General features: G+C 43.4%; 23 protein-coding genes and 2 rRNA genes (1 of these 25 running past the window's edge). 8 read left to right on the top strand and 17 right to left on the bottom strand.

Going from position 1 to position 21,477, the window contains the following annotated elements; translation table 11 throughout:
* From HC660_RS04760 to HC660_RS04750, 3 genes are all read right to left on the bottom strand, one after another.
* A 23S ribosomal RNA gene (locus HC660_RS04760) occupies nucleotides 1-634 on the bottom strand (it extends 2,294 nt beyond the left edge of the window).
* A gap of 169 nt (nucleotides 635-803) precedes the next feature.
* Nucleotides 804-2,353: ribosomal RNA gene (locus HC660_RS04755) — 16S ribosomal RNA — on the bottom strand.
* The 16S and 23S rRNA genes sit together here, the layout of an rRNA operon.
* A 229-nt stretch (nucleotides 2,354-2,582) precedes the next feature.
* Complete coding sequence (locus HC660_RS04750) at nucleotides 2,583-3,467, bottom strand: nucleotidyltransferase-like protein (RefSeq protein WP_168747251.1); 885 nt, start codon at nucleotides 3,465-3,467, stop codon at nucleotides 2,583-2,585.
* A 206-nt stretch (nucleotides 3,468-3,673) separates the two neighbouring features.
* Between HC660_RS04750 and HC660_RS04745 the strand changes: the two genes are divergently transcribed.
* The gene (locus tag HC660_RS04745) at nucleotides 3,674-4,027 is read left to right on the top strand and encodes a YgzB family protein (protein WP_010333473.1); all 354 of its coding nucleotides are present in this window, start codon (nucleotides 3,674-3,676) and stop codon (nucleotides 4,025-4,027) included.
* Between the two features lie 30 nt (nucleotides 4,028-4,057).
* Here the strand turns inward: HC660_RS04745 and perR are convergent, their stop codons facing one another.
* Together perR and bcp are read right to left on the bottom strand one after the other, a co-directional pair.
* Nucleotides 4,058-4,495, bottom strand: a complete 438-nt coding sequence (gene perR, locus HC660_RS04740; RefSeq protein ID WP_010333472.1) for a peroxide-responsive transcriptional repressor PerR — start codon at nucleotides 4,493-4,495, stop codon at nucleotides 4,058-4,060.
* A 134-nt stretch (nucleotides 4,496-4,629) separates the two neighbouring features.
* Nucleotides 4,630-5,103, bottom strand: coding sequence for a thioredoxin-dependent thiol peroxidase (gene bcp, locus HC660_RS04735; protein ID WP_168747250.1), 474 nt, complete (start codon nucleotides 5,101-5,103; stop codon nucleotides 4,630-4,632).
* 151 nt (nucleotides 5,104-5,254) lie between these two features.
* Between bcp and HC660_RS04730 the strand changes: the two genes are divergently transcribed.
* Both HC660_RS04730 and HC660_RS04725 read left to right on the top strand, forming a co-directional pair.
* Complete coding sequence (locus HC660_RS04730; protein WP_168747249.1) at nucleotides 5,255-6,544, top strand: glutamate-1-semialdehyde 2,1-aminomutase; 1,290 nt, start codon at nucleotides 5,255-5,257, stop codon at nucleotides 6,542-6,544.
* 220 nt (nucleotides 6,545-6,764) lie between these two features.
* Nucleotides 6,765-7,826: an aromatic acid exporter family protein gene (locus HC660_RS04725; RefSeq protein ID WP_101863566.1), complete on the top strand. Its 1,062-nt coding sequence runs from the start codon at nucleotides 6,765-6,767 to the stop codon at nucleotides 7,824-7,826.
* Between the two features lie 72 nt (nucleotides 7,827-7,898).
* On the opposite strand, the gene HC660_RS04720 is transcribed toward HC660_RS04725, so the two are convergent.
* The 5 genes from HC660_RS04720 to fabL form a co-directional block, all read right to left on the bottom strand.
* On the bottom strand, nucleotides 7,899-9,641 hold the full coding sequence (locus HC660_RS04720) for an ABC transporter ATP-binding protein (RefSeq protein WP_168747248.1): 1,743 nt from the start codon (nucleotides 9,639-9,641) through the stop codon (nucleotides 7,899-7,901).
* An 84-nt stretch (nucleotides 9,642-9,725) separates the two neighbouring features.
* Nucleotides 9,726-10,256, bottom strand: a complete 531-nt coding sequence (ntdP, locus tag HC660_RS04715; RefSeq protein WP_003223272.1) for a nucleoside tri-diphosphate phosphatase — start codon at nucleotides 10,254-10,256, stop codon at nucleotides 9,726-9,728.
* 143 nt (nucleotides 10,257-10,399) lie between these two features.
* Nucleotides 10,400-10,660: a YgaB family protein gene (locus HC660_RS04710; protein WP_010333466.1), complete on the bottom strand. Its 261-nt coding sequence runs from the start codon at nucleotides 10,658-10,660 to the stop codon at nucleotides 10,400-10,402.
* 173 nt (nucleotides 10,661-10,833) lie between these two features.
* A complete protein-coding gene (gene sspE, locus HC660_RS04705; RefSeq protein WP_010333465.1) occupies nucleotides 10,834-11,091 on the bottom strand; it encodes a gamma type acid-soluble spore protein SspE in 258 nt (85 codons plus the stop codon).
* A 70-nt stretch (nucleotides 11,092-11,161) separates the two neighbouring features.
* Nucleotides 11,162-11,914 carry an enoyl-[acyl-carrier-protein] reductase FabL gene (gene fabL, locus HC660_RS04700; protein ID WP_010333464.1) on the bottom strand — a complete coding sequence of 251 codons (753 nt, stop codon included), beginning with the start codon at nucleotides 11,912-11,914 and terminating at the stop codon, nucleotides 11,162-11,164.
* Nucleotides 11,915-11,996: 82 nt separating this feature from the next.
* Between fabL and HC660_RS04695 the strand changes: the two genes are divergently transcribed.
* Nucleotides 11,997-12,221, top strand: a complete 225-nt coding sequence (locus HC660_RS04695; protein WP_010333463.1) for a mother cell protein YfhS — start codon at nucleotides 11,997-11,999, stop codon at nucleotides 12,219-12,221.
* A gap of 6 nt (nucleotides 12,222-12,227) precedes the next feature.
* Here the strand turns inward: HC660_RS04695 and mutY are convergent, their stop codons facing one another.
* Nucleotides 12,228-13,343, bottom strand: a complete 1,116-nt coding sequence (mutY, locus tag HC660_RS04690; protein ID WP_168747247.1) for an A/G-specific adenine glycosylase — start codon at nucleotides 13,341-13,343, stop codon at nucleotides 12,228-12,230.
* Between the two features lie 215 nt (nucleotides 13,344-13,558).
* On the opposite strand from mutY, the gene HC660_RS04685 reads away from it, so the two are divergent.
* The gene (locus tag HC660_RS04685) at nucleotides 13,559-14,542 is read left to right on the top strand and encodes a metal-dependent hydrolase (protein ID WP_168747246.1); all 984 of its coding nucleotides are present in this window, start codon (nucleotides 13,559-13,561) and stop codon (nucleotides 14,540-14,542) included.
* Here HC660_RS04685 and HC660_RS04680 read toward each other — a convergent pair.
* The 5 genes from HC660_RS04680 to HC660_RS04660 all read right to left on the bottom strand — a co-directional run bounded on the left by HC660_RS04680 (nucleotide 14,539) and on the right by HC660_RS04660 (nucleotide 20,203).
* On the bottom strand, nucleotides 14,539-17,124 hold the full coding sequence (locus HC660_RS04680; RefSeq protein WP_168747245.1) for a YfhO family protein: 2,586 nt from the start codon (nucleotides 17,122-17,124) through the stop codon (nucleotides 14,539-14,541). The two genes, HC660_RS04685 and HC660_RS04680, sit on opposite strands and share 4 nt — an antisense overlap.
* Before the next feature lie 70 nt (nucleotides 17,125-17,194).
* Complete coding sequence (locus HC660_RS04675; RefSeq protein WP_010333459.1) at nucleotides 17,195-18,184, bottom strand: glycosyltransferase family 2 protein; 990 nt, start codon at nucleotides 18,182-18,184, stop codon at nucleotides 17,195-17,197.
* Between the two features lie 232 nt (nucleotides 18,185-18,416).
* Nucleotides 18,417-19,280 carry an alpha/beta fold hydrolase gene (locus HC660_RS04670; protein ID WP_010333458.1) on the bottom strand — a complete coding sequence of 288 codons (864 nt, stop codon included), beginning with the start codon at nucleotides 19,278-19,280 and terminating at the stop codon, nucleotides 18,417-18,419.
* Nucleotides 19,267-19,599 (bottom strand): SdpI family protein, encoded by a 333-nt coding sequence (locus HC660_RS04665; protein ID WP_168747244.1) that lies wholly within the window; start codon nucleotides 19,597-19,599, stop codon nucleotides 19,267-19,269. The genes HC660_RS04670 and HC660_RS04665 overlap by 14 nt, the downstream gene beginning before the upstream one ends.
* Before the next feature lie 85 nt (nucleotides 19,600-19,684).
* Nucleotides 19,685-20,203: an SH3 domain-containing protein gene (locus tag HC660_RS04660; RefSeq protein ID WP_010333456.1), complete on the bottom strand. Its 519-nt coding sequence runs from the start codon at nucleotides 20,201-20,203 to the stop codon at nucleotides 19,685-19,687.
* Nucleotides 20,204-20,348: 145 nt separating this feature from the next.
* On the opposite strand from HC660_RS04660, the gene HC660_RS04655 reads away from it, so the two are divergent.
* Both HC660_RS04655 and HC660_RS04650 read left to right on the top strand, forming a co-directional pair.
* Entirely contained in the window at nucleotides 20,349-20,477 is a 129-nt protein-coding gene (locus HC660_RS04655) for a helix-turn-helix transcriptional regulator (RefSeq protein WP_244956485.1), read from the top strand.
* Between the two features lies 1 nt (nucleotide 20,478).
* Nucleotides 20,479-20,862 (top strand): hypothetical protein, encoded by a 384-nt coding sequence (locus HC660_RS04650; protein ID WP_168747243.1) that lies wholly within the window; start codon nucleotides 20,479-20,481, stop codon nucleotides 20,860-20,862.
* Nucleotides 20,863-20,898: 36 nt separating this feature from the next.
* Here the strand turns inward: HC660_RS04650 and HC660_RS04645 are convergent, their stop codons facing one another.
* Nucleotides 20,899-21,168 (bottom strand): YfhJ family protein, encoded by a 270-nt coding sequence (locus HC660_RS04645; RefSeq protein ID WP_024120650.1) that lies wholly within the window; start codon nucleotides 21,166-21,168, stop codon nucleotides 20,899-20,901.
* 124 nt (nucleotides 21,169-21,292) lie between these two features.
* Here HC660_RS04645 and HC660_RS04640 point away from each other — a divergent pair, with 124 nt between their 5' ends.
* The gene (locus tag HC660_RS04640; RefSeq protein WP_010333452.1) at nucleotides 21,293-21,445 is read left to right on the top strand and encodes a small, acid-soluble spore protein K; all 153 of its coding nucleotides are present in this window, start codon (nucleotides 21,293-21,295) and stop codon (nucleotides 21,443-21,445) included.
* The last annotated feature ends 32 nt before the right edge of the window (nucleotides 21,446-21,477 follow it).

Raw genomic sequence — 21,477 nt, 5'->3', positions numbered from 1 at the left:
TAACTCGCCGGTTCATTCTACAAAAGGCACGCCATCACCCGTTAACGGGCTCTGACTACTTGTAGGCACACGGTTTCAGGATCTCTTTCACTCCCCTTCCGGGGTGCTTTTCACCTTTCCCTCACGGTACTGGTTCACTATCGGTCACTAGGGAGTATTTAGCCTTGGGAGATGGTCCTCCCGGATTCCGACGGAATTTCACGTGTTCCGCCGTACTCAGGATCCACTCTGGAGAGAACGAAGTTTTGACTACAGGGCTGTTACCTTCTATGGCGGGCCTTTCCAGACCTCTTCATCTACCTCGTTCCTTTGTAACTCCGTATAGAGTGTCCTACAACCCCAAGAGGCAAGCCTCTTGGTTTGGGCTAATCCCGTTTCGCTCGCCGCTACTCAGGGAATCGCATTTGCTTTCTCTTCCTCCGGGTACTTAGATGTTTCAGTTCCCCGGGTCTGCCTTCTCATATCCTATGAATTCAGATATGGATACCACTCCATTACGAGTGGTGGGTTTCCCCATTCGGAAATCTCCGGATCAAAGCTTGCTTACAGCTCCCCGAAGCATATCGGTGTTCGTCCCGTCCTTCATCGGCTCCTAGTGCCAAGGCATCCACCGTGCGCCCTTTCTAACTTAACCGTTAAAAAGAATCACTATGTGATATCTTGTATTACTAATTGAATGTGATGTCTACTGTTATCTAGTTTTCAAAGAACACGTTTCGAAGGAATGATCCTTCAAAACTAAACAAGACAGGGAACGTTCTGTTTATAAGACCCAAGGTCTTATATTCCGTAAATATCCTTAGAAAGGAGGTGATCCAGCCGCACCTTCCGATACGGCTACCTTGTTACGACTTCACCCCAATCATCTGTCCCACCTTCGGCGGCTGGCTCCATAAAGGTTACCTCACCGACTTCGGGTGTTACAAACTCTCGTGGTGTGACGGGCGGTGTGTACAAGGCCCGGGAACGTATTCACCGCGGCATGCTGATCCGCGATTACTAGCGATTCCAGCTTCACGCAGTCGAGTTGCAGACTGCGATCCGAACTGAGAACAGATTTGTGGGATTGGCTTAACCTCGCGGTTTCGCTGCCCTTTGTTCTGTCCATTGTAGCACGTGTGTAGCCCAGGTCATAAGGGGCATGATGATTTGACGTCATCCCCACCTTCCTCCGGTTTGTCACCGGCAGTCACCTTAGAGTGCCCAACTGAATGCTGGCAACTAAGATCAAGGGTTGCGCTCGTTGCGGGACTTAACCCAACATCTCACGACACGAGCTGACGACAACCATGCACCACCTGTCACTCTGCCCCCGAAGGGGACGTCCTATCTCTAGGATTGTCAGAGGATGTCAAGACCTGGTAAGGTTCTTCGCGTTGCTTCGAATTAAACCACATGCTCCACCGCTTGTGCGGGCCCCCGTCAATTCCTTTGAGTTTCAGTCTTGCGACCGTACTCCCCAGGCGGAGTGCTTAATGCGTTAGCTGCAGCACTAAGGGGCGGAAACCCCCTAACACTTAGCACTCATCGTTTACGGCGTGGACTACCAGGGTATCTAATCCTGTTCGCTCCCCACGCTTTCGCTCCTCAGCGTCAGTTACAGACCAGAGAGTCGCCTTCGCCACTGGTGTTCCTCCACATCTCTACGCATTTCACCGCTACACGTGGAATTCCACTCTCCTCTTCTGCACTCAAGTTCCCCAGTTTCCAATGACCCTCCCCGGTTGAGCCGGGGGCTTTCACATCAGACTTAAGGAACCGCCTGCGAGCCCTTTACGCCCAATAATTCCGGACAACGCTTGCCACCTACGTATTACCGCGGCTGCTGGCACGTAGTTAGCCGTGGCTTTCTGGTTAGGTACCGTCAAGGTGCCGCCCTATTCGAACGGTACTTGTTCTTCCCTAACAACAGAGCTTTACGATCCGAAAACCTTCATCACTCACGCGGCGTTGCTCCGTCAGACTTTCGTCCATTGCGGAAGATTCCCTACTGCTGCCTCCCGTAGGAGTCTGGGCCGTGTCTCAGTCCCAGTGTGGCCGATCACCCTCTCAGGTCGGCTACGCATCGTTGCCTTGGTGAGCCGTTACCTCACCAACTAGCTAATGCGCCGCGGGTCCATCTGTAAGTGGTAGCCGAAGCCACCTTTTATGTTTGAACCATGCGGTTCAAACAAGCATCCGGTATTAGCCCCGGTTTCCCGGAGTTATCCCAGTCTTACAGGCAGGTTACCCACGTGTTACTCACCCGTCCGCCGCTAACATCAGGGAGCAAGCTCCCATCTGTCCGCTCGACTTGCATGTATTAGGCACGCCGCCAGCGTTCGTCCTGAGCCAGGATCAAACTCTCCGATAAAGTAGTTTGACTGACTACGCACATCGCTGTGCGATTTATTTAAAACTTGAATTAACAGGTACGTTTTGTCTTGTTTAGTTTTCAAAGATCATCAACACTTCTTGGAGAAGCGACTTTATTAGTATAACATTTCGACTTTGTTTTGTCAAATGTTTTTTATTTTATTTCTCCGCCGCTGTGAGCTTGTTTTTTCAGAAGCGCATCAGCGACGTTTAATAATATACCATGCTCAAGAATCAGAGTCAACATCTTTTTTAAAAGAATATCCTCGATGAAAGACAGACTGTCCTTTGGTTTCCATTCGGCACACGCTGATAAGACCTTTTTCCGTCAGGTAATCAAGCATGACGCCAAGGTCTTGAGTGAAATGGATTAAGTCAGGATGCTGAAGAAGCTCGCTAAATTGCCATATGTCCTTTTCTTTCATGACTTCGAAAAGATGTGCTGAACCAATCTCAGCTTTAGAATGAATCAGAAAATCATTTGCTAAGAATAATAATTCAAGCCTTTTTTCCAAGCTTTCGTGACTTTCAATCAGCTCGGAATATAATTTGTACACTTGAGGCTCTATTTGACGCACTTGACTCCACACAGTGGTTTCGGGATGGAATCCTCTGTCTATTACTTCAATACGTGCGAGATGATGCAGGGCATGAACTACCGCATTGTAGGCATCTAAAAATTGATTGGCTTCAAAGAAAGCTTTTCCTTCAACGTATCTTCTAATTAACTTGCCGTATTCAAGGCCGATCTTCAGTTTGCGTTCTGCAAACGGAAAAGTATTAAGCCTGTCGATAAGCTCTGCAATATACTCATTGCGGTCAAACATGACTCTTCCGTTTACAATCCAATCTATTATTCTTCTATTTGTGCCGAGCAAAATCCATTCTTGAACCTGAGCATCAGTTATCACATGTAAAGAGGCTGTTTTGTGATCAAATTCATAATGCTTTATAAAAACAGGTTTATCAGACTGCTTTACAATGACAAGTAAAGCGGCATCAAAGTTATCTGTCAGGGAAGATGTTTTGTTTCTTCTCTCAATCATAATAACAGCCAATGTATTAGGATGGCTTGCTCTTTCTTGATAAATTGGACGGAGAAGATTTTCCATCACTATTCCTCCAATGCAATTGTTCAATTTTTTCATTCTCTATTTGATTCAATTCTATGGTTAAATCGAAATTCCTTTTTTCTAAACACATTGAACTATTATAAACAATTTCAAAGCAAGTCTCCATATTTAAATTCCATTTCAAACGAAAACATGAAGAAAATCCCATCGGGTTTGTGCTATATTTAATTCAGAGGGGGATGGACATGGCGAAATACTCCAGCAAAATTAATAAGATCAGAACGTTTGCGTTAAGTTTGGTTTTCGTTGGGTTTATCATTATGTACATCGGGATTTTTTTTAAGGAGTCCGTTTTGCTTTCGAGTTTGTTTATGATACTTGGGCTTTTATCCATCGGACTCAGTACGGTTGTTTATTTTTGGATCGGCATGCTCTCGACCAAAGCGGTTCGGGTCATTTGTCCGGGCTGTGAAAAAGAGACCAAGGTTTTAGGCAGAGTAGATATGTGTATGCATTGCAGAGAGCCGCTGACTTTAGATCAAAGCTTAGAAGGAAAAGAATTTGATGAGTCTTATAATAAGAAGAAAATGTCGAAATAAATAAGCTGACCGTTTTGCGGTCAGCTTATTTTAATGGTTTTCTTTTTTTGAACACTCTTGGCAGACGCCGTAAATTTCTAAACGGTGGTGGCTTACTTTAAAGCCGGTCACATGTGCAGCGAGCTGCTCCACTTCGTCAAGACCGGGATAGTGGAAGTCCACAATTTTACCGCAGCTTTCACAAATGGCGTGATAGTGATCGGATGTAACAAAATCAAATCTGCTAGAAGCATCGCCATATGTGAGCTCTTTTACCAGGCCGGATTCCCGGAACACACGCAAGTTGTTATATACCGTCGCTACGCTCATGTTAGGAAATTTCCCTTCCAGAGCTTTATATATATCGTCCGCTGTTGGATGAGCCATAGAGTTAACGAGATATTCCAGAATCGCATGACGTTGAGGAGTAATGCGAACTCCGGTTTCCTTCAACGTTTCTAAGGCTTCTTTTAGTTCATGTGCAGCCATCCGTCATGCACCTCTCTTCTAAAAAAGATTCTTACATTATAATGTTTATAATTAGTGTACCTCTTTTTACGATAATTTGTCAATTGATATTAGGGTAAAAGTTGCAGCATCTATTATAAAGCTGACTGACAATTTTACTTTTCCGACATATCTTTCAGCGTCTGGAGCGCTTCGGCTACATGGTCTTTCACTTTTACCTTTCTCCATTCTTTAATGAGCCGGCCATCTTTGTCAATTAAAAAAGTGGAGCGTTCAATTCCCATATATTCTTTTCCGAAGTTTTTCTTCAGTTTCCACACATCAAATGCCTCCGCCAGCTTGTGTTCGTCATCGACAAGCAGCAAAAACGGCAGATTGTGCTTTTCTTTAAATTTCCCGTGTTTTTCCTCGCTGTCCGGGCTAACGCCGATAATCACAGCATCCAGCTCAGCGAAGTTTTCATGGCTGTCACGAAAATCGCAGGCTTCAGTTGTGCATCCCGGTGTCATGTCTTTTGGATAAAAGTAAAGGACGATATACTGCCCTTCATAATCCGATAATTTTACTATCTCCCCATGATCACCTTTCAACTCAATATCAGGCGCTTTTTGTCCGATTTCAATAGTCATTTCATTACCTCCGGATGTTTTTGTATTAAGCGTATCCAATTCTTGTCCAGATTACAACCATGGGCCTTGAACTTGAGCCTGAATCCGTTGTTCTTGTCTCGAAGCATGCTACAATAGAGGGGACGCATGGAGATATAGGAGGTTATTATTTTTGTATACAAAATCAGTTGAACTTCACCGTGAAGCATTAGAGCATATTGTCGGCGGTGTAAACAGCCCTTCAAGATCATATAAAGCAGTTGGCGGGGGTTCTCCTGTTGCAATGGAGAAAGCAAATGGCGCTTATTTTTGGGACGTCGACGGAAACAAATACATTGATTATTTGGCGGCTTACGGCCCGATCATCACCGGACATGCCCACCCGCATATTACAGAGGCGATTAAAAAAGCGGCAGAAAACGGTGTATTATATGGAACACCGACAAAACATGAGGTTACTTTTGCAAAGATGCTGAAGGAAGCCATTCCTGCTATGGATAAAGTAAGATTCGTCAATTCAGGGACAGAAGCTGTGATGACGACCATCCGAGTGGCTCGTGCTTACACAGGCCGCACCAAAATCATTAAATTTGCAGGCTGTTATCACGGCCATTCAGATCTTGTGCTCGTAGCGGCCGGCTCCGGTCCGTCTACTCTGGGCACACCTGACTCAGCCGGTGTACCGAAAAGCATTGCAAACGAGGTCATTACAGTTCCATTTAATGATATTGAGAGCTACAAAGCGGCCTTAGATAAATGGGGCAGTGAAATCGCAGCGGTTCTCGTTGAACCGATTGTCGGCAACTTCGGTATCGTTGAGCCAAAAGAAGGTTTCTTAGAGCAAGTAAACGAACTGACACACAATGCGGGCGCCCTCGTTATTTATGATGAAGTCATTACTGCTTTCCGCTTTATGTATGGCGGTGCTCAGGATCTTTTACAGGTTAAACCGGATTTAACTGCACTCGGAAAAATTATTGGCGGCGGACTTCCAATTGGAGCCTATGGCGGGAAACAAGAAATTATGGAGCAAGTCGCACCGCTCGGCCCTGCATATCAGGCAGGAACAATGGCCGGAAACCCCGCTTCTATTTTATCTGGCATTGCTTGCCTGGAAGTGCTGAAAGAAGAAGGCGTGTATGAAAAGCTTGACCGTCTTGGCGCTATGCTTGAGGAAGGCATTTTGGCACACGCAGAAACCCATGGCATCACAATAACAGTCAATCGCTTAAAGGGTGCACTGACGGTTTACTTCTCTGATGAGAAAGTAGAAAATTACGATCAGGCAGAACGCAGTGACGGTGAAACATTCGCTACGTTTTTCAAGCTGATGCTGGAGCGCGGCATTAATCTCGCACCTTCTAAATATGAAGCGTGGTTTATTACAACAGCACATACAGAGCAGGACATTAAAGATACGCTTGCTGCTGTTGAGGATGCTTTTAAACATCTTAAAAAGTAATATTGCACATCCCCAGACAGGAGCTTATAAGCTCCTGTTTTTGTGTACTTTTAAAAAGCGTGTAAGATTTTGGTCTTTTTCTTGAGAAATAGCTTGAATAATTGTATTGATCCCTGTATATTACTTAATTGTTTAGCAAATAAACTCACAGGGAATTTTAATGATTAGCCATTTGCTAGGTCAAACAATTTATTATAGAAAGGAATGCACGCACAAACCAATGAAACTTGGTGCCCGCATTTTCAAAACAGGGATCGCGATTACGCTGGCTCTTTATTTAGCTTCGTGGATCGGACTTCCCGCACCGATTTTTGCTGGGATTGCAGCGATATTTGCGATCCAGCCATCAATTTACCGCTCTTTTCTTATTATTATTGATCAGGTTCAGGCAAATATTATCGGAGCTGTTATTGCCACAGTATTCGGTCTTATTTTCGGACCCAGTCCGATTATGATCGGATTGACAGCAGTGATTGTTATTACCATAATGCTGAAGCTTAAAATTGAACATACGATTTCCATTGCTCTTGTTACAGTTATTGCGATTTTAGAATCTGCCGGTGACGACTTTTTAATGTTTGCGCTGATCAGAACAAGCACAGTCATTTTAGGGGTGCTTTCTTCCTTTATCGTCAACCTGGTGTTCCTGCCGCCTAAGTACGAGACAAAGCTGATTCATAACACAGTCGAAAACACTGAAGAAATCATGAAATGGATCAGGCTGATCATGCGCCAGTCAACAGAGCATTCGATTTTGAAAGAGGATATTGAAAAATTGAAAGAAAAAATGCTCAAGCTAGATCAGACATATCTTCTATATAAAGAAGAAAGAAGCTACTTTAAGAAAACGACTTACGTGAAATCAAGAAAACTTGTCCTGTTCAGACAGGCGATAATAACCGCAAACCGGGCGCTCGACACGCTGAAGAAGCTGCATCGCCTGGAAAACGAGATTTATCATATGCCTGAAGAGTTTCAGGAAACACTGACTGAAGAACTTGATTACCTGCTTTATTGGCACGAGCGGATTTTGATGAGGTTTGTCGGCAAAATTAAACCGCATGATGATACAGATGAAGAAGGCATCCAATACAAACAGCTGCTGACAAAGTCATTTCTTAAAAACCAGCGCAACTCAGATGATGAGCTTCTTGATTATAATATGCTTAATATTATGGCAAGCGCTGTAGAATACCGCGAGCAGCTTGAACATTTAGAAACACTTATTACAAGCTTTCAAACGTACCATCCGAAAGACTGCGAAATGGAAATAGAAGAGTAGCCCGGTTCATATGCCGGGTTTTTTTATACAAAAAAATCTTATATCCTTGATAAAAGGATATAAGATTGAAGTTTAATTCAAGTTTTGGATTGTGAATAAGTGCTTGTATTGACTGTCATAATCCATCAGTTCATCATGAGTTCCGGTTTCAATGATTGTTCCGTTTTCCATGACGACAATTTTATCCGCATGCGTAATCGTTGATAAGCGGTGAGCCACGACAAAAGTTGTTCTGTCCTTCGCCAGTTTATCCATCGCTTCTTGAATGTAGTGTTCACTTTCAAGATCCAAAGCTGAAGTGGCTTCATCCAAGATCAGCAGCGGCGGATTTTTCAGAAATACACGCGCAATGGAAATCCGCTGTTTTTGTCCCCCGGAGAGCTTAACGCCTCTTTCTCCTACACGGGTCTCATACCCTTCCGGAAAACTCATAATAAAATCATGTGCATTAGCTGCTTTTGCGGCTTCCATAATGTCTTCAAGCGTGGCGTTAGGTTTTCCGATCGCGATATTTTCTCTAATCGTTTCACTGAATAAAAAGGTATCCTGAAGCACCATGCCAACCTGATTGCGCAGGCTTCTTGCTTCATAATCCCGAATATCTGTCCCGTCAATCAATAGACTGCCGCTTGATACATCATAAAACCTTGGAATCAGGCTGACGAGCGTGGATTTCCCTCCGCCGCTCATTCCAACGAGAGCTACAGTTTCTCCTCTGATTACTTTTAATGACACGTCATGAAGGATGTTTTCTTTTTCCTTTTCATATTGAAACGATACATTTTGAAATTCGACTTCTCCGCGGATATGGTCAGCTTTGATGGCATTTGGTTTGTCAGTCAGCTCATACGGCTCGTCAATAAATTCAAACACCCTGTCCATTGAAGCGATTGACTGCGTCAAGGTTGTAGATGAATTAATCAGCCTTCTGACAGGGTTATACATTCTGTCGATATATCCGACAAACGCAACCATCGTTCCGACAGTCAGCGGTCCGTTGATGACAAAATATCCGGCAAATGCAATCACGATGAGCGGTGCCAGATCTGTAATGGTGTTGACAACTGCAAAGGTCTTGGCATTCCAATTCGTATGACTAATTGCTTTATCTAAGAAATGGCTGTTTTTTTCGTTAAAGTTGGCCTGCTCATGGTCTTCTATCGCAAAGCTTCTGATCACCGGCATACCTTGAATCCGTTCATGCAAATGCCCCTGCACCTGAGCAAGCGCCTGTGACCGTTCTCTTGTCAGCTTTCTTAAACGGCCGTAAAAATACTTCACTGATATTCCGTATAATGGAAATAAAACCACGGAAATAAGCGTTAATTTCACGTCCAGTGTCAGCATGATAGAGATCACGATCAAAATCGTCAGCATATCGAGCCATATATTCATCAGACCTGTGATCACAAAGTCCTTTGTCTGTTCCACATCGTTGATCACTCGGGAAATGACTTCCCCTGTTCTAGTATTCGCATAAAAACGAAGACTCAGCTTCTGTATATGATCAAACAGCTTGGCTCTTATATCATAGAGTACCTTACTGGCTGTCCACTGGGCAAAATATTGGCGATAATATTCAACTGGCGGGCGCAAAATTAAAAATAAGGCGAACATGATCGCCATAATGGTGAACAATGACGTTGTTTTGTCACTGGCCGTGCCGCCTCCTTGAATAATATCGTCAACTACGTACTTCAAAAGCAATGGGAGAGCAAGCGGAATGGAGAATTTTACGATCCCGATTAATACTGTAATGAAAATTTGCTTTTTATAAGGTTTGACGAATTGCATATAGCGTTTCATAACCCCCACGTTGATTCCCCCTCTCTTTATCATGATGTGTGTGAGCCCATGTGAAAAACCTGTTGTACCCCGCAACAGGTTTTTACGTAACCATTATTTTGTATAGCGCAAATACCGTTCATACCACATATCGACAAACTCGGGCGCAAACGGTCCCTGCCGCTGATGAATCCAGTGAAGCAGCGTATTTAAGTAGTCTCTTAAAATACTGTCAATTTCTTTTGGATAATTCATGGCTTTCCGATGATCATCATACTCATCTTCGTCGAGAATATTATAGGTCATGTCAGGAAATACCTTGACATCCAAGTCGTAATCAATATATTTAATTGCTTCGCCATCATAGGCAAACGGAGAACTGATGTTGCAGTAATAGTGAACCCCGTCTTCCCTCAGCATCCCGATGACATTAAACCATTGTCTTGCGTGAAAATAACAGATTGCGGGCTCTCTGGTTATCCATGTCCGGCCGTCTGATTCGGTTACCATCGTCCGGTCATTGGCTCCGATGACACACATTTCTGTACTTTTTAAGATTGTCGTTTCATTCCAAATTCTGTGGATCAGCCCGTTATGCTTATAGCTGTGAATTTGAATGGTTTCTCCTTCCTTGGGATAACCCATATTTCTCCCCTACTTTCTATAAAGCCCTACAGTTAGTATGTCCAAACTTGCTTACCGACAACGTCTTTTACCTATTATAACGTTACAAATTGAAAAATGAAAATAAAAGAGCCATTCCGGCTTGGGAATGGCACATTCCTGCTCTACACAAAGGAAGACGGCTTTTCTGAGCTGCGATATGAACGAATCACCTGCTCTGTCTGCTTTTGAAACATATCCTGTATATCTGCAAGATGTTTTCGTTTTACCGCAATTTCATCCTGAATACCGCGCAGCCTTGCATCCCTTTCCAAGTGCCGGAGTTCTGCTTCGATTTGTTTGCAGCGGTCGAGCTCTGATTGGAGATCGAGAAGCTTGTCCATCGTTTTCATCTGTTCTATTACCAGCTTTTCAAATTCCGTCATCGGTTCCTCCTTCAGCCCTGGTCAAAGTCTAAACGTTTCCACCATTAATTATTTCGATCCTGATCTGGCAAACCCTTTGACTCATTCTGTTGAGCTTTCACAAGTTTTGTCGTTTTTCAAACAGAAAAAAGCACTTCCACCCGAAGATGAAGTGCTTTTTTCTGTTTCAGTGATTAGCTGTTTTGTTGTTTGTTTTGTTCAGCAGATTGGTTTTGCTGTCTTACCTGCTGTGTGTTAGTTTCGCTTGCGAATTCAGTGCCGAATTGACCTTGTTGGCCAGCAGCTGATTGTTGGTTTTGTTTTCTGACTTGCTGAACGTTTGTTTCGCTAGCAAATTCAGTACCGAATTGACCTTGACCAGCAGCTGATTGTTGGTTTTGTTTTCTAACTTGTTGAGCGTTAGTTTTGCTGAAATTATTTGAGTTAGCCATTGTTATCACCTCCACGGTCATTAGAATGTGCAGGTAATCGATTGGCTATTCCTTTTTTCAAAAAAATTTTTTAAACGAGCAGTGAGCGCCCGCCGTCAACGATAATGGTCTGTCCGCGGATCATATCAGCTTTTGAAGACACTAAAAATTCAACTGTATCGACCATGTCTTTAATCTCTACCATACGTCCCGCCGGGGTATTTTGACGCGCATCCTCCAAAAGATCTTCTCTGTTCGGGAAGTGTTTGAGCGCATCTGTGTCAATCGCTCCGCCTGATACTGCATTTACGATAATCTGTTTTGGTGAAAGCTCTACTGCGAGATAACGGGTTAAGGCCTCTAATGCAGCTTTTGACACACCAACTGTCGTATAGTTTTCAAGGTACCGGATTGAACCTAATGAGCTGATGCTGACAATATGACCGCCGCCGTTCTTCTCCATCAGCTTTGCCGCTTCCTGAGCGCAGAAAAGCAAGGCTTTTGCATTGATGTTCATCGTCCAGTCCCAATGTGTCTCCTCTAATTCCATAACCGGTCTCAATACACCTGATGCAGCGTTATTAACAAAGACATCCAGCCTTCCAAAGGTTTCATCAATTTGCTGAAACATCTCTTTAATTTTTGCGGGCTGTCCCACGTTTGCTTTTACAATAAGCACTTTAACACCAAGTTTTTCGATTTCTTCCGCTGTTTCCAGAGCGGCTTTTTTGCTGCGTGCATAGTTAATGACAATATTATAGCCATTTTCCGCAAGTCTGATCGCCGCTGCTTTTCCGACGCCGCGGCTGCTTCCTGTTACGAGTGCGCATTTATTTTGTTCCATTTTTTCCTCAGCTCCTTGTAGCGTATAGTTCTCTTCATTCCACAAACAATAATGGCAAGAACTTTAAAGGGGGTCTTCCGTTATGTATGTCGGACGAGATATGAGCGAATTGACCATGATTTCCAAAAAGGACTGGAAAAACAGTGAACTCGCCTATTTTCATCATGCCTTTCAGCAAATTATGCCTTATTTGAACGAAGAAGGCCAATCAAAATACCGGGAATTAACGCAAGAGATTGAAGCGCGCGGCGGAATGAAGCGCAATGAAGCAGACTACAGCCACGGCACGCGCGTCAGTTATGATTAAGTACTCTTACCGAGCAGCCGAATTATATACTCCGGCTGCTTCCACTGCCATCTTCCAAATTTTTTGATGTGACACTGGAAACGCGAATTCTTCGAGCTCTTCCTTCGTTACTTTTTTCAGTTCTGCAGCATCCGACACTTGTTTTACTTTACCGAAAAACACAGAAATATTCCATACCAGGTGGGTGAAAACATGCTCCACTACACCTTGGAGGTCACTGATTTCAGCTTGTATGCCAAAATCACTTTCTAAAAATGCAGTGAGCTGCTCGCGCTCTGTTTTAATTCCTTTTTGTGTTTCAAGATTCGGGAATTCCCACAGATTGGCTAGCAGTCCCTTAGACGGGCGTTTATGAATATAGACTTGTCCGTCATCATCTGTCAGTACAATTGCAGCCATTGTTTTGATCCCGGGTTTTTTCTTTTTGCTTTTCACCGGGAGTTCCCGTTCAGTCCCTTCTGCAAACGCTGAGCAATGCCGCTGGACAGGACAAAGCAGGCAAGAAGGTGATTTTGGCGTGCAGATGATGGCTCCCAGTTCCATTAAACCTTGATTGAATTCCGAGGGTTTTTCTTTTGAAATAAACACACGGATCGCTTCTTCAAAAACGGTTCTTGTTTTTGGCTTAGCAATATCATCCCAGATGGACAGAATTCTCGACATAACACGCATCACATTTCCGTCAACCGCGGGAATCGGTTTATTGTAGGCAATGCTTAGCACTGCTCCTTTTGTGTAAGGGCCTACGCCTTTTAAGCCGCCAAACTCTTTTTCTTCTGATGGAACAACTCCTCCGTACTGCTGCTTCACTTCTTTTACAGCGCTTTGCAGGTTTCTGACCCGCGAGTAATAACCGAGACCTTCCCATGCTTTGAGCACTTTTTCTTCATCGGCATCAGCGAGCGCTTCTACTGTCGGGAATTGCTTCACAAACCGTAAAAAGTAAGGAATGACTGTCTCTACTCTCGTTTGCTGGAGCATCACTTCAGACACCCACACTTTATACGGATCTTGGTCCTCTCTCCACGGCAGAATGCGCTGTTCTCTTTCGAACCATGTAATTAAATCATTTTGAAATTGCTGTATATCTTTTTGTCTTACCTTATCTTCAAGTACATTCATATGTGTTTCTCCCCAGTCTCTCGCGCCCCGCTTTTCTTTAGACTGTTTTTTGTTGTACACTAAGGGCACAGTACGATAATATGTTACATTAAATAGAAGTAAAGAAAAAGCGGAAACATATGAGAACGATTGAACAGGTTAAAAGATTGGGTATATAAAATTAGGGAATGTCTTACAAAGTGAATGTGCAGGATAAACCTGCAAGGAGGTCACCTATGGATACGGGCACACATGTTGTCATGGGCATCGCACTCGGCGGAATTGCGACACTGGATCCGGTTGTCGGAACAGATCCGGCAATGGCTCACGCAGTCATGATCGCTACGCTTGCGGGCTCACAGGCTCCTGATATCGATACTGTGTTAAAACTTAAAAATAATGCTGTTTATATAAGAAATCACAGAGGTTTTACCCATTCTATTCCTGCCGTTTTGTTTTGGTCTGTCATCATTCCGGCGATTTTGTATTTATTTTATCCTCAGGCTGATTTTTTGCATCTGTGGCTGTGGACTTTGCTGGCAGTCGTGCTGCATGTATTTGTGGACATTTTCAATGCATACGGAACACAAGCCATCCGGCCGTTTTCGAAAAAATGGGTGGCACTCGGGCTGATTAACACATTTGATCCGTTTATTTTCATCAGCCACCTGGCTGCCATCGCGGTCTGGTATGTCGGCGGCAGCCCCGGTATCACATTTCTCACCTTATACGTCATACTGGCAGGCTATTATATCTTGCGCCTGATGATGCAGCTGCGAATCAAACGGCAGCTCCGTGAGCTAATTGATGAAGAGATCGAAAGCATTATCATTTCGCCGACGATGAAATTCCGGCAATGGCGAATTGCCGTTACGACCGCGCATGCTTTTTATGTAGGAAGGAGCATGGACGGGCATGTGGTGATACTTGATACGTTTAATCGGGTGCCGGTTCCTGAAACCGATGTTATGCAAGCTGCGAAGCAGGATGACAACATTGCGGCGTTTCTTTCGTTCTCTCCGGTTTACAGGTGGGAAGTGGATACGTATAAAGACCATTATGAGGTCCGGTTTATTGACCTGCGTTATCGGAGTAAAGGGCACTATCCGTTTGTGGCAATCGTTCATATCAGCCATGATCTTGAAATACGCTCATCTTATACTGGCTGGATATTCAGCGAAGAAAAGCTTCAGAAAAAATTAAAGCTCGGCTCTATTTAGAGCCGGGCTTTTTTGCGTCTTGTATAAAAAACAGCTAGGAGCAGACTGATGAAAGAAATCACAGCCGATATCTTAAAATATGGCGGATAGTAGGTCAGTTCAATTTGATTGTCTCCCTTTTGCGCCTTAAAACCAATAAAAGTGTAATCGGCTTTTTCAATTTTCTGCTGCTTTCCGTTAATTTTCAGCTCCCAGCCTTTCTCATACGGAATCGGGAGCATGATGTACTGAGGTTTGGAATTGTGATATGTGAATGTCAGCTTGTTTTTATTCCATTCCAGGCTGTCTGTTTTCTCCGTTTTGTTTTGCGACGCAGCGTTTTTTAATGTTTGATAATTTTCTTCATAAAGCGCGATATGTGAAAGCTCGTACGTTCCTTTCGGAAGCCTGATTGAGATATGATCTGCTTTAGGCACTCTGATGGTCAAATCGTTTACTCCCGTTTTATAGATCGATTGATTTGATTTTCTTGTTGTGACATAATCATTTACCTTTAGCGTAAATCCTTTGTCTCTTGCTTTGCTTTTCAAATAAAAACTGACATAGTAATCGCCCGGACCGACTGATGGCTTTTTCGGGGTGATGATCAATTCTCCTCCGTTTTCTCCAGTTACAGTCAGGAGTCCGTTTTGATATTGAGCTTGTTTTGCAGCGATGTCCGATTTGGAAATCAGATTCGTCAGATCAGGGGGCTGCTCTGTTTTTTCAGTTGGATCTGCTAATACAATTCCTTTGAGCATCGCTTGCTCTTTTGCAAGTGCAGGCAACTTTTTCAGGTCACTTTCTGCGTAAACCCTTTCGGCTGATTTGACGAAAGGAAGCATATATTGATTTTCATAAACGGTGTAGTGCTCTGATTCCATATGTTTTGTAAAGCCGTATGGAACATTCGCTTCGTTTATTTTTTCCGTCATATAGTATCTGCCGTAAAGCAGGCTGTACAAGTTCGCTCTGTCCCCCAATGAAGCGTAGCGGCTGACACTTTCTCTTCCCATATCGATGCGAAGATCATTCCAATAAAAGGAGAGCAGATGGCTGTTTAAAATGCTCGAGTAGGCGCTGAATCCATTAAACCCGTAAATAATCGGAGTGTTATTGCGCACGCCATTCATCCAGTCGATTCTCACGAGCGGGTCATTGTCTTCCTTTTGCACAAGTCTGATGAGCTTAGATTGTTCGTCTCCTTTGTATTCCTCGCTTGTAATATAGGATTTTGAAACACTATCCAGCCCGCCTCCTTCTGAGAGCGCATATTTCTGATAGGTGTTAGCGACAAGCAGCGAAGACAAAATCACCACACCGTATACAGCAAGCTTTGCCCGTTTTTTCACAAAAACTGCGGCAAACAAAGCAGCGATTGTCAGGAACAAAAGCAGTAAGATGCTTTCATTCGCTGGCTTCCATATATCAAGCTCATATCTTTGGACATGATACCAGTAAAGAAGCAGAACAACCGCTGCTGCTGGAAGCAGCTCTTTCCGCCTCAGCTCCTGCAGCTGTGATAAACCTGCCGCTGCTGCCCCGGCGATTGTAAAGGCCAAAATATATTCAAACCGGTTTTGCGGTGCGGAAAAGCCGTTAAAGGCGCTTGCCGCATACGGACTGAAATGAAAGAGAATAAACAGAAGGCTCATTCCGGCAAAAAGGCGAAACACGCGGTGTTTATAAAAAGAAATGACAAACAAAAACAGTAAAAAGATGGCTGGCACCACGATAATCCTGCTCGAAAATAAAATATTATCATCGAAATTCAGCCACTCTATTTTTTCATTATACGGTGGGCGCAGGTTATTTAAATATCCGTAAACCACCGGCACAAATACCGCCGCACTGATACCAAAAGAAATGAGTCCCGAGACGATAAACATTCTGCATTGAACCCATTTTTTCACTTCATGTTCTTCCAGCTTGATCAGCCATCTGAACAAGATATAAATTCCAATGAAAATCAGATTTATGTATGCAAAGTAAAAATTGTTGATTAAGCTCAAGGAGCAAGCAATGATAAACCATGCCGGACGCCGCTCTCGGATGATTTTTTCTGCTCCGAGCACGAGAAGCGGGAGCCAAATCATTGTATCGGTGAAAAATTCCCAATACGCTTCGTGGCGAAAGTAAATAATCGATACTCCGTATAGGACAGCACCCGTAAATGCCGCTGCTCTGCGTTTGAGCAAATAGCTAAAAACAGAAGCTGCTGTAAAAATAATCAGACTTAGCTTAATAATGCTGATAAAAACGGCTGACTGCGCCCAAAAAAGCGTATCCGCCTCGCCGATGAGATGAACGGATTGCAGCAGCCATACTGCGGCGGAAGTCGCAAGAAAAGGAAAAGAAGCAGAAAAATAATAGCCAAGCTGACTGAATGTGCCTCCGCCGAGTCCGAATGAATAATGATAGAAAAAGTTTCCTTGCGTGTATTGTTCATATAATAATTTCTTAAATACGATCATTTGCGCCAGTCCGTCACCGGGACCGGTCATATATCTGCCATCCGCCCATTCTTTCACAAAAAAAGCGTGTGCTAGAACCGCTATGAACAGACTGGCCGCATAAATGAAGACATGTTTTCTTTTTTTCATAAGGATTCTCCAGTCTTGCCGTTAACTTGTAAGCATGCAAAAAAGCACTGCCAATGGCAATTCATTCATTTCAGTGCAGTTTAGTCAGGCGCCGCATGTTTTTCAATTCGTTCGTTTCAGGCAGATCTTTGCTTGGGATATTTGCTTCTTTGATCAAATAATGCGGCCGTTTTTTTGTTTCGTAATAGATTCTGCCGATGTATTCTCCTATGATGCCAAGGCTTAACAGCTGAACCCCGCCAAGAAATAAGACCGCAGATATAATTGTGAAATATCCGGGCACAGAAATACCGTTTGTAAGAATTTTGACGAACGTGGCGATGATATAAATAAGAGAGAGCAGCAATACAAAAATGCCGGTGTAAAAGCATATTCTCAGCGGTTTATGGTTAAAGGAGACAACGCCGTCCATTCCGTAATTAAAAAGGCTGCTGAATGACCATTTGGATGTGCCGTTTTTTCTTTCGACATTTTCGTAAAAAACAATTTTCTGTTCGAAACCGATCCAGCAAAACAGGCCTTTTGAAAAGCGGTTGCCTTCGCTCAATTTCAAAAGTGCATCTACAGCTTGGCGGCTTAACAGCCGAAAGTCTCCGACACCGTCACGCAAATCAACTTCCACAGCTTTATTAATGAACTTGTAGTAAAGGGACGAAAGAAGCGAACGCACGGGGTTATCCCCTTTCCTGTTCCTCTGGGCAATGACTTGATCATAGCCTTCCTCGTAGCCTTTGATAAAGTCCTTCAGCAAATAGGTCGGATGCTGCAAATCGGCGTCCATCACGACAACTGCCTCGCCTTGAACATGTTCAAATCCTGCCAAGATCGCGGCTTCTTTTCCAAAGTTTCGCGAAAATGATATGTATTTCACTCGGCTGCATTTGGATGCCAGGTCTTTGATCTGCTGAAGCGTGTCATCAATACTTCCGTCGTTAATGAAGAATATTTCATAATCATAATGAATGTTTTTGAATTCCTTTTTTAAAGATTCATGAATGAGTTTGACATTATAACCTTCATTGTAAGACGGGATAATAATCGAGATTAATCCTTGCTTCATTAAGGCACCTTCTTTTTATTATTCTTTTTAAGTATTGCCTTAGGGGAATTTGTACACAAATCTTCAGTAAGGCTATTCCTTTTTTTAAAGTCGTTTAAACCTGTTTTTTGTTACATTTTTGGTATGACATTTGAGTATATGTAATGTTATTTTGTCAGGTTTAAAATAGAGTATGAAAAAAAAGCATAGAAAAAGTCTGCCATTTCGACAGACGGTGCAAAGAAAATCTGACTTATTGTTTTTCAAGATATTCTAAAATAAGCTGATTCACGATGGCCGGCTTTTCGTGGCTGATCCAATGGGACGCTTCATCCACAAATATTAAATGCCCGTTTGGACAGCGGCTTGCTGTTTCTTTTGCAAGCTTTCTGCTTAAAAAGCGGTCTTCCATTCCCCAGATCATCCGGTAAGGGGCTGTATGGTATTCGCGGGGGTTTTCCGCAAGGCTGCCTTTTCTGAGGGCCCTGTACCAGTTCAGCATTGACGTCAGGGCGCCAGGCTGCTTCCACGCTTCTTTGTACTTTTTGATATCCTCAGAAGAAAAAAGCTCCGGCCGATCAGATAGCCCGATGGCTTTATCTAATTTCTCATAATTATTTTCTTTTAACGCGGCCTCCGGTTTGTCCGGCAGCTGGAAGAAGGCAATGTACGAGCTTTTCAGCCATTGCGGCGGGTAGACTGGCGTTACGGTTTTCATGATGTGCGGATGCGGTATGTTAATGGCGATCAGCTTTTCAACATATTCCGGACGTGTTGATGCCAAGTGCCAGGCTACTGCTCCTCCCCAGTCATGCCCGATCACGATTGCTTTTTGATCAGTGAATTGCGAAATAAGCCCAATGATATCATCTCTTAATGTATCAATTCGATAAGCCTCAATTCCTTCGGGTTTATCACTGAGGTTGTAACCGCGCTGATCGGGAGCAATCACCCGATACCCCGCATCGGCAAGCGGTTTGATTTGATTTTTCCAGCCATACCAAAATTCAGGGAACCCATGGAGCAGGACAATAAGCGGGCCGTCCTCCGGCCCTGCGGAAGCAACGTGGAGCGTGATCCCATTTGTTTTGATAAACTGACTGTTAACTCCTTCCACTCAACTCTCCTCCTTGACTTTTCGTCATATGTTTCAGCCTTTTCTCCGTCAGCATAAAAGTGATGATACAAGCAGCAATAAGCATGATCAGCTGAAGAATGATAAAGCTTGATCTCAGCAGCACCCCGGCCCCCAAGACAATCAAACCTGACAGGATCATGAGCGCCGCACTGTAACGGTTGGCTTCATTCCATAATCTTTGATCTGACATTGAGCGTCTCGTTCTGAATCCATATACACTGTTAATGGATTTTGGAGGGAACAATTTGATGAGAAGACCTGCAATGATCATGAGCCCTCCGCCGACTAAACAAGCCATATGATCATCTCCTTTCTCATTGTTACGTTCAGAAAGAAGAAATGTTTCAATATCAAGGCAAAAAGACAAGCAAGAGCCTGTCTATTTAGCGTATTTGTAAATCCTTTGTCTGAATATAGCCTTTTACCCCGCCATAATCAACGAATGCCCAGCTGAAATCAAATCCTCCGTTTTCACTGAATCCCCAGCCGAGCAAAGTGACTTCTGTCCCGGAGGAAAGCTGTTTGGCTTTTCCATTTTCCGGTGTTGGTGAATAGAAGGCAGTCTGTTTTGCTGTTTTTGCTTGACTTGCGGTTTTCATTAAGAAGTGTGTTGAAATATATGCTTTTTTCCCTTTGAATTCGATTTGAGCCCAATTAGCATTTGCAAATCCCTTTACAGTGACTTTCTGTTCAGATGATACCGTGCCGAGGATCGCGCTTTTTTGATTTGGCTCAGTTCGCACATTCAGTTTTCCTGCTTTAATAACATAAGAATCTGATGATGGCATGGTGACATTCATGGTCTGAGGGGTTGCGGCTTTTGCTGCGGGAGCGGTGCTACATGCTGTGAAACTCAGTCCTGCGGCGGCTGTTAAAGCGAGCAATACTTGTTTCTTTTTCATTTATAGCTCCTCCTCGTATGTTGACAAGATATAAGAGGTATTCCCTTATTGCCCGGTGAATGAAACACTATTTGTTTATTTTTTCTAACAATTAAGGAAATGTTAAGGTTTGTAAGGTGTACATTACATTGCAGAAAAAATTCAAGTGACAAGGCAGACGGTCATTGCAATTGAAAAACAAAGATATGAACCCTCGATAGGCACTGCAATTAAATTATCTTCAGTATTAGAGTGCTCATTAGATCAATTATTCTGGATAGAAGGAGACAAATAATATGAACATGACGTATCGTACTGGATTGTTTTTGCAAACTTTGCTTCCCATTTTATTGTATGTCCTTTATTGGCATTCACCTTCAACCTTAACACTTCTGTTAGCAGTCATCGGAACAGCCCGAGTTCTTTATTCTGCCGCGCATATTCATAGAAATAAACTCTGGAGAAACGTACACTTTCATAATGACCAACGCACCCGCTCAAATGCTCATTTCGCGGGCTATATATCACATTGGGTAATGATTGTTCTATTGCTAATAGGTGCTGTTCTTATTCATCAATCTATGCTTCCTTTATCCTATCTGCAGCTGATTGCATATACTGCTTTTCTTGGTTTTATGATTAGAATGGTGATGAGTGATGTACTCAATACAAATGTGTAAAAAACAGCCTGCCGTACTTTATGCCGGCAGGCTGTGTTAATGTAAAAGCCCTCTGCTTTGGTTTAAGTAATCATTCACGTCTTCACGGCCGCTTTGGAAAAGGTGGAGCTGGCCGCCGTAGTTCTCAATCCACTGTGTGACGATTTTTTCAGTCATTTTTTCGCCCTGGTAGGCGTGTCCGGCTTTTGCATAGGTTGCCTCAAAGTCGCTCCATAACAATTCCACCCATGTTTTCGCCTGAATGTAGCTGATCATATCGTTTTTTTCCAGAAGCAGATTTGTCAGTTTTTCAATATACGTATTCATTTGGTGGTCTCCTTTCCTTCAGGAAAAAAATTACGCTTTAAAACTTCATGTTCTCCATATACTAACCTTACGTCTTCATCCGGCAAGACGCAACTTTTTGATCTCGAACCTAGGGGGATATGACATGGTCCGCAATAAAGAAAAAGGATTTCCTTACGAAAACGAAAACAAGTTTCAAGGTGAACCGAGAGCGAAGGACGACTATGCTTCAAAGCGTCCTGACGGGTCAATCAATCAGCATCCTCAGGAGAAAATGAGAGCCTCCGGCAAACGGTAAAAGAAGAACAGCTGCACATGTGCAGCTGTTTT

The organism is Bacillus mojavensis (assembly GCF_012648005.1).
Lineage (GTDB): Bacteria > Bacillota > Bacilli > Bacillales > Bacillaceae > Bacillus > Bacillus mojavensis.
The sequence above is the reverse complement of the archived record's forward strand: the minus strand, read 5'-3'. Positions and strand labels throughout refer to the sequence as shown.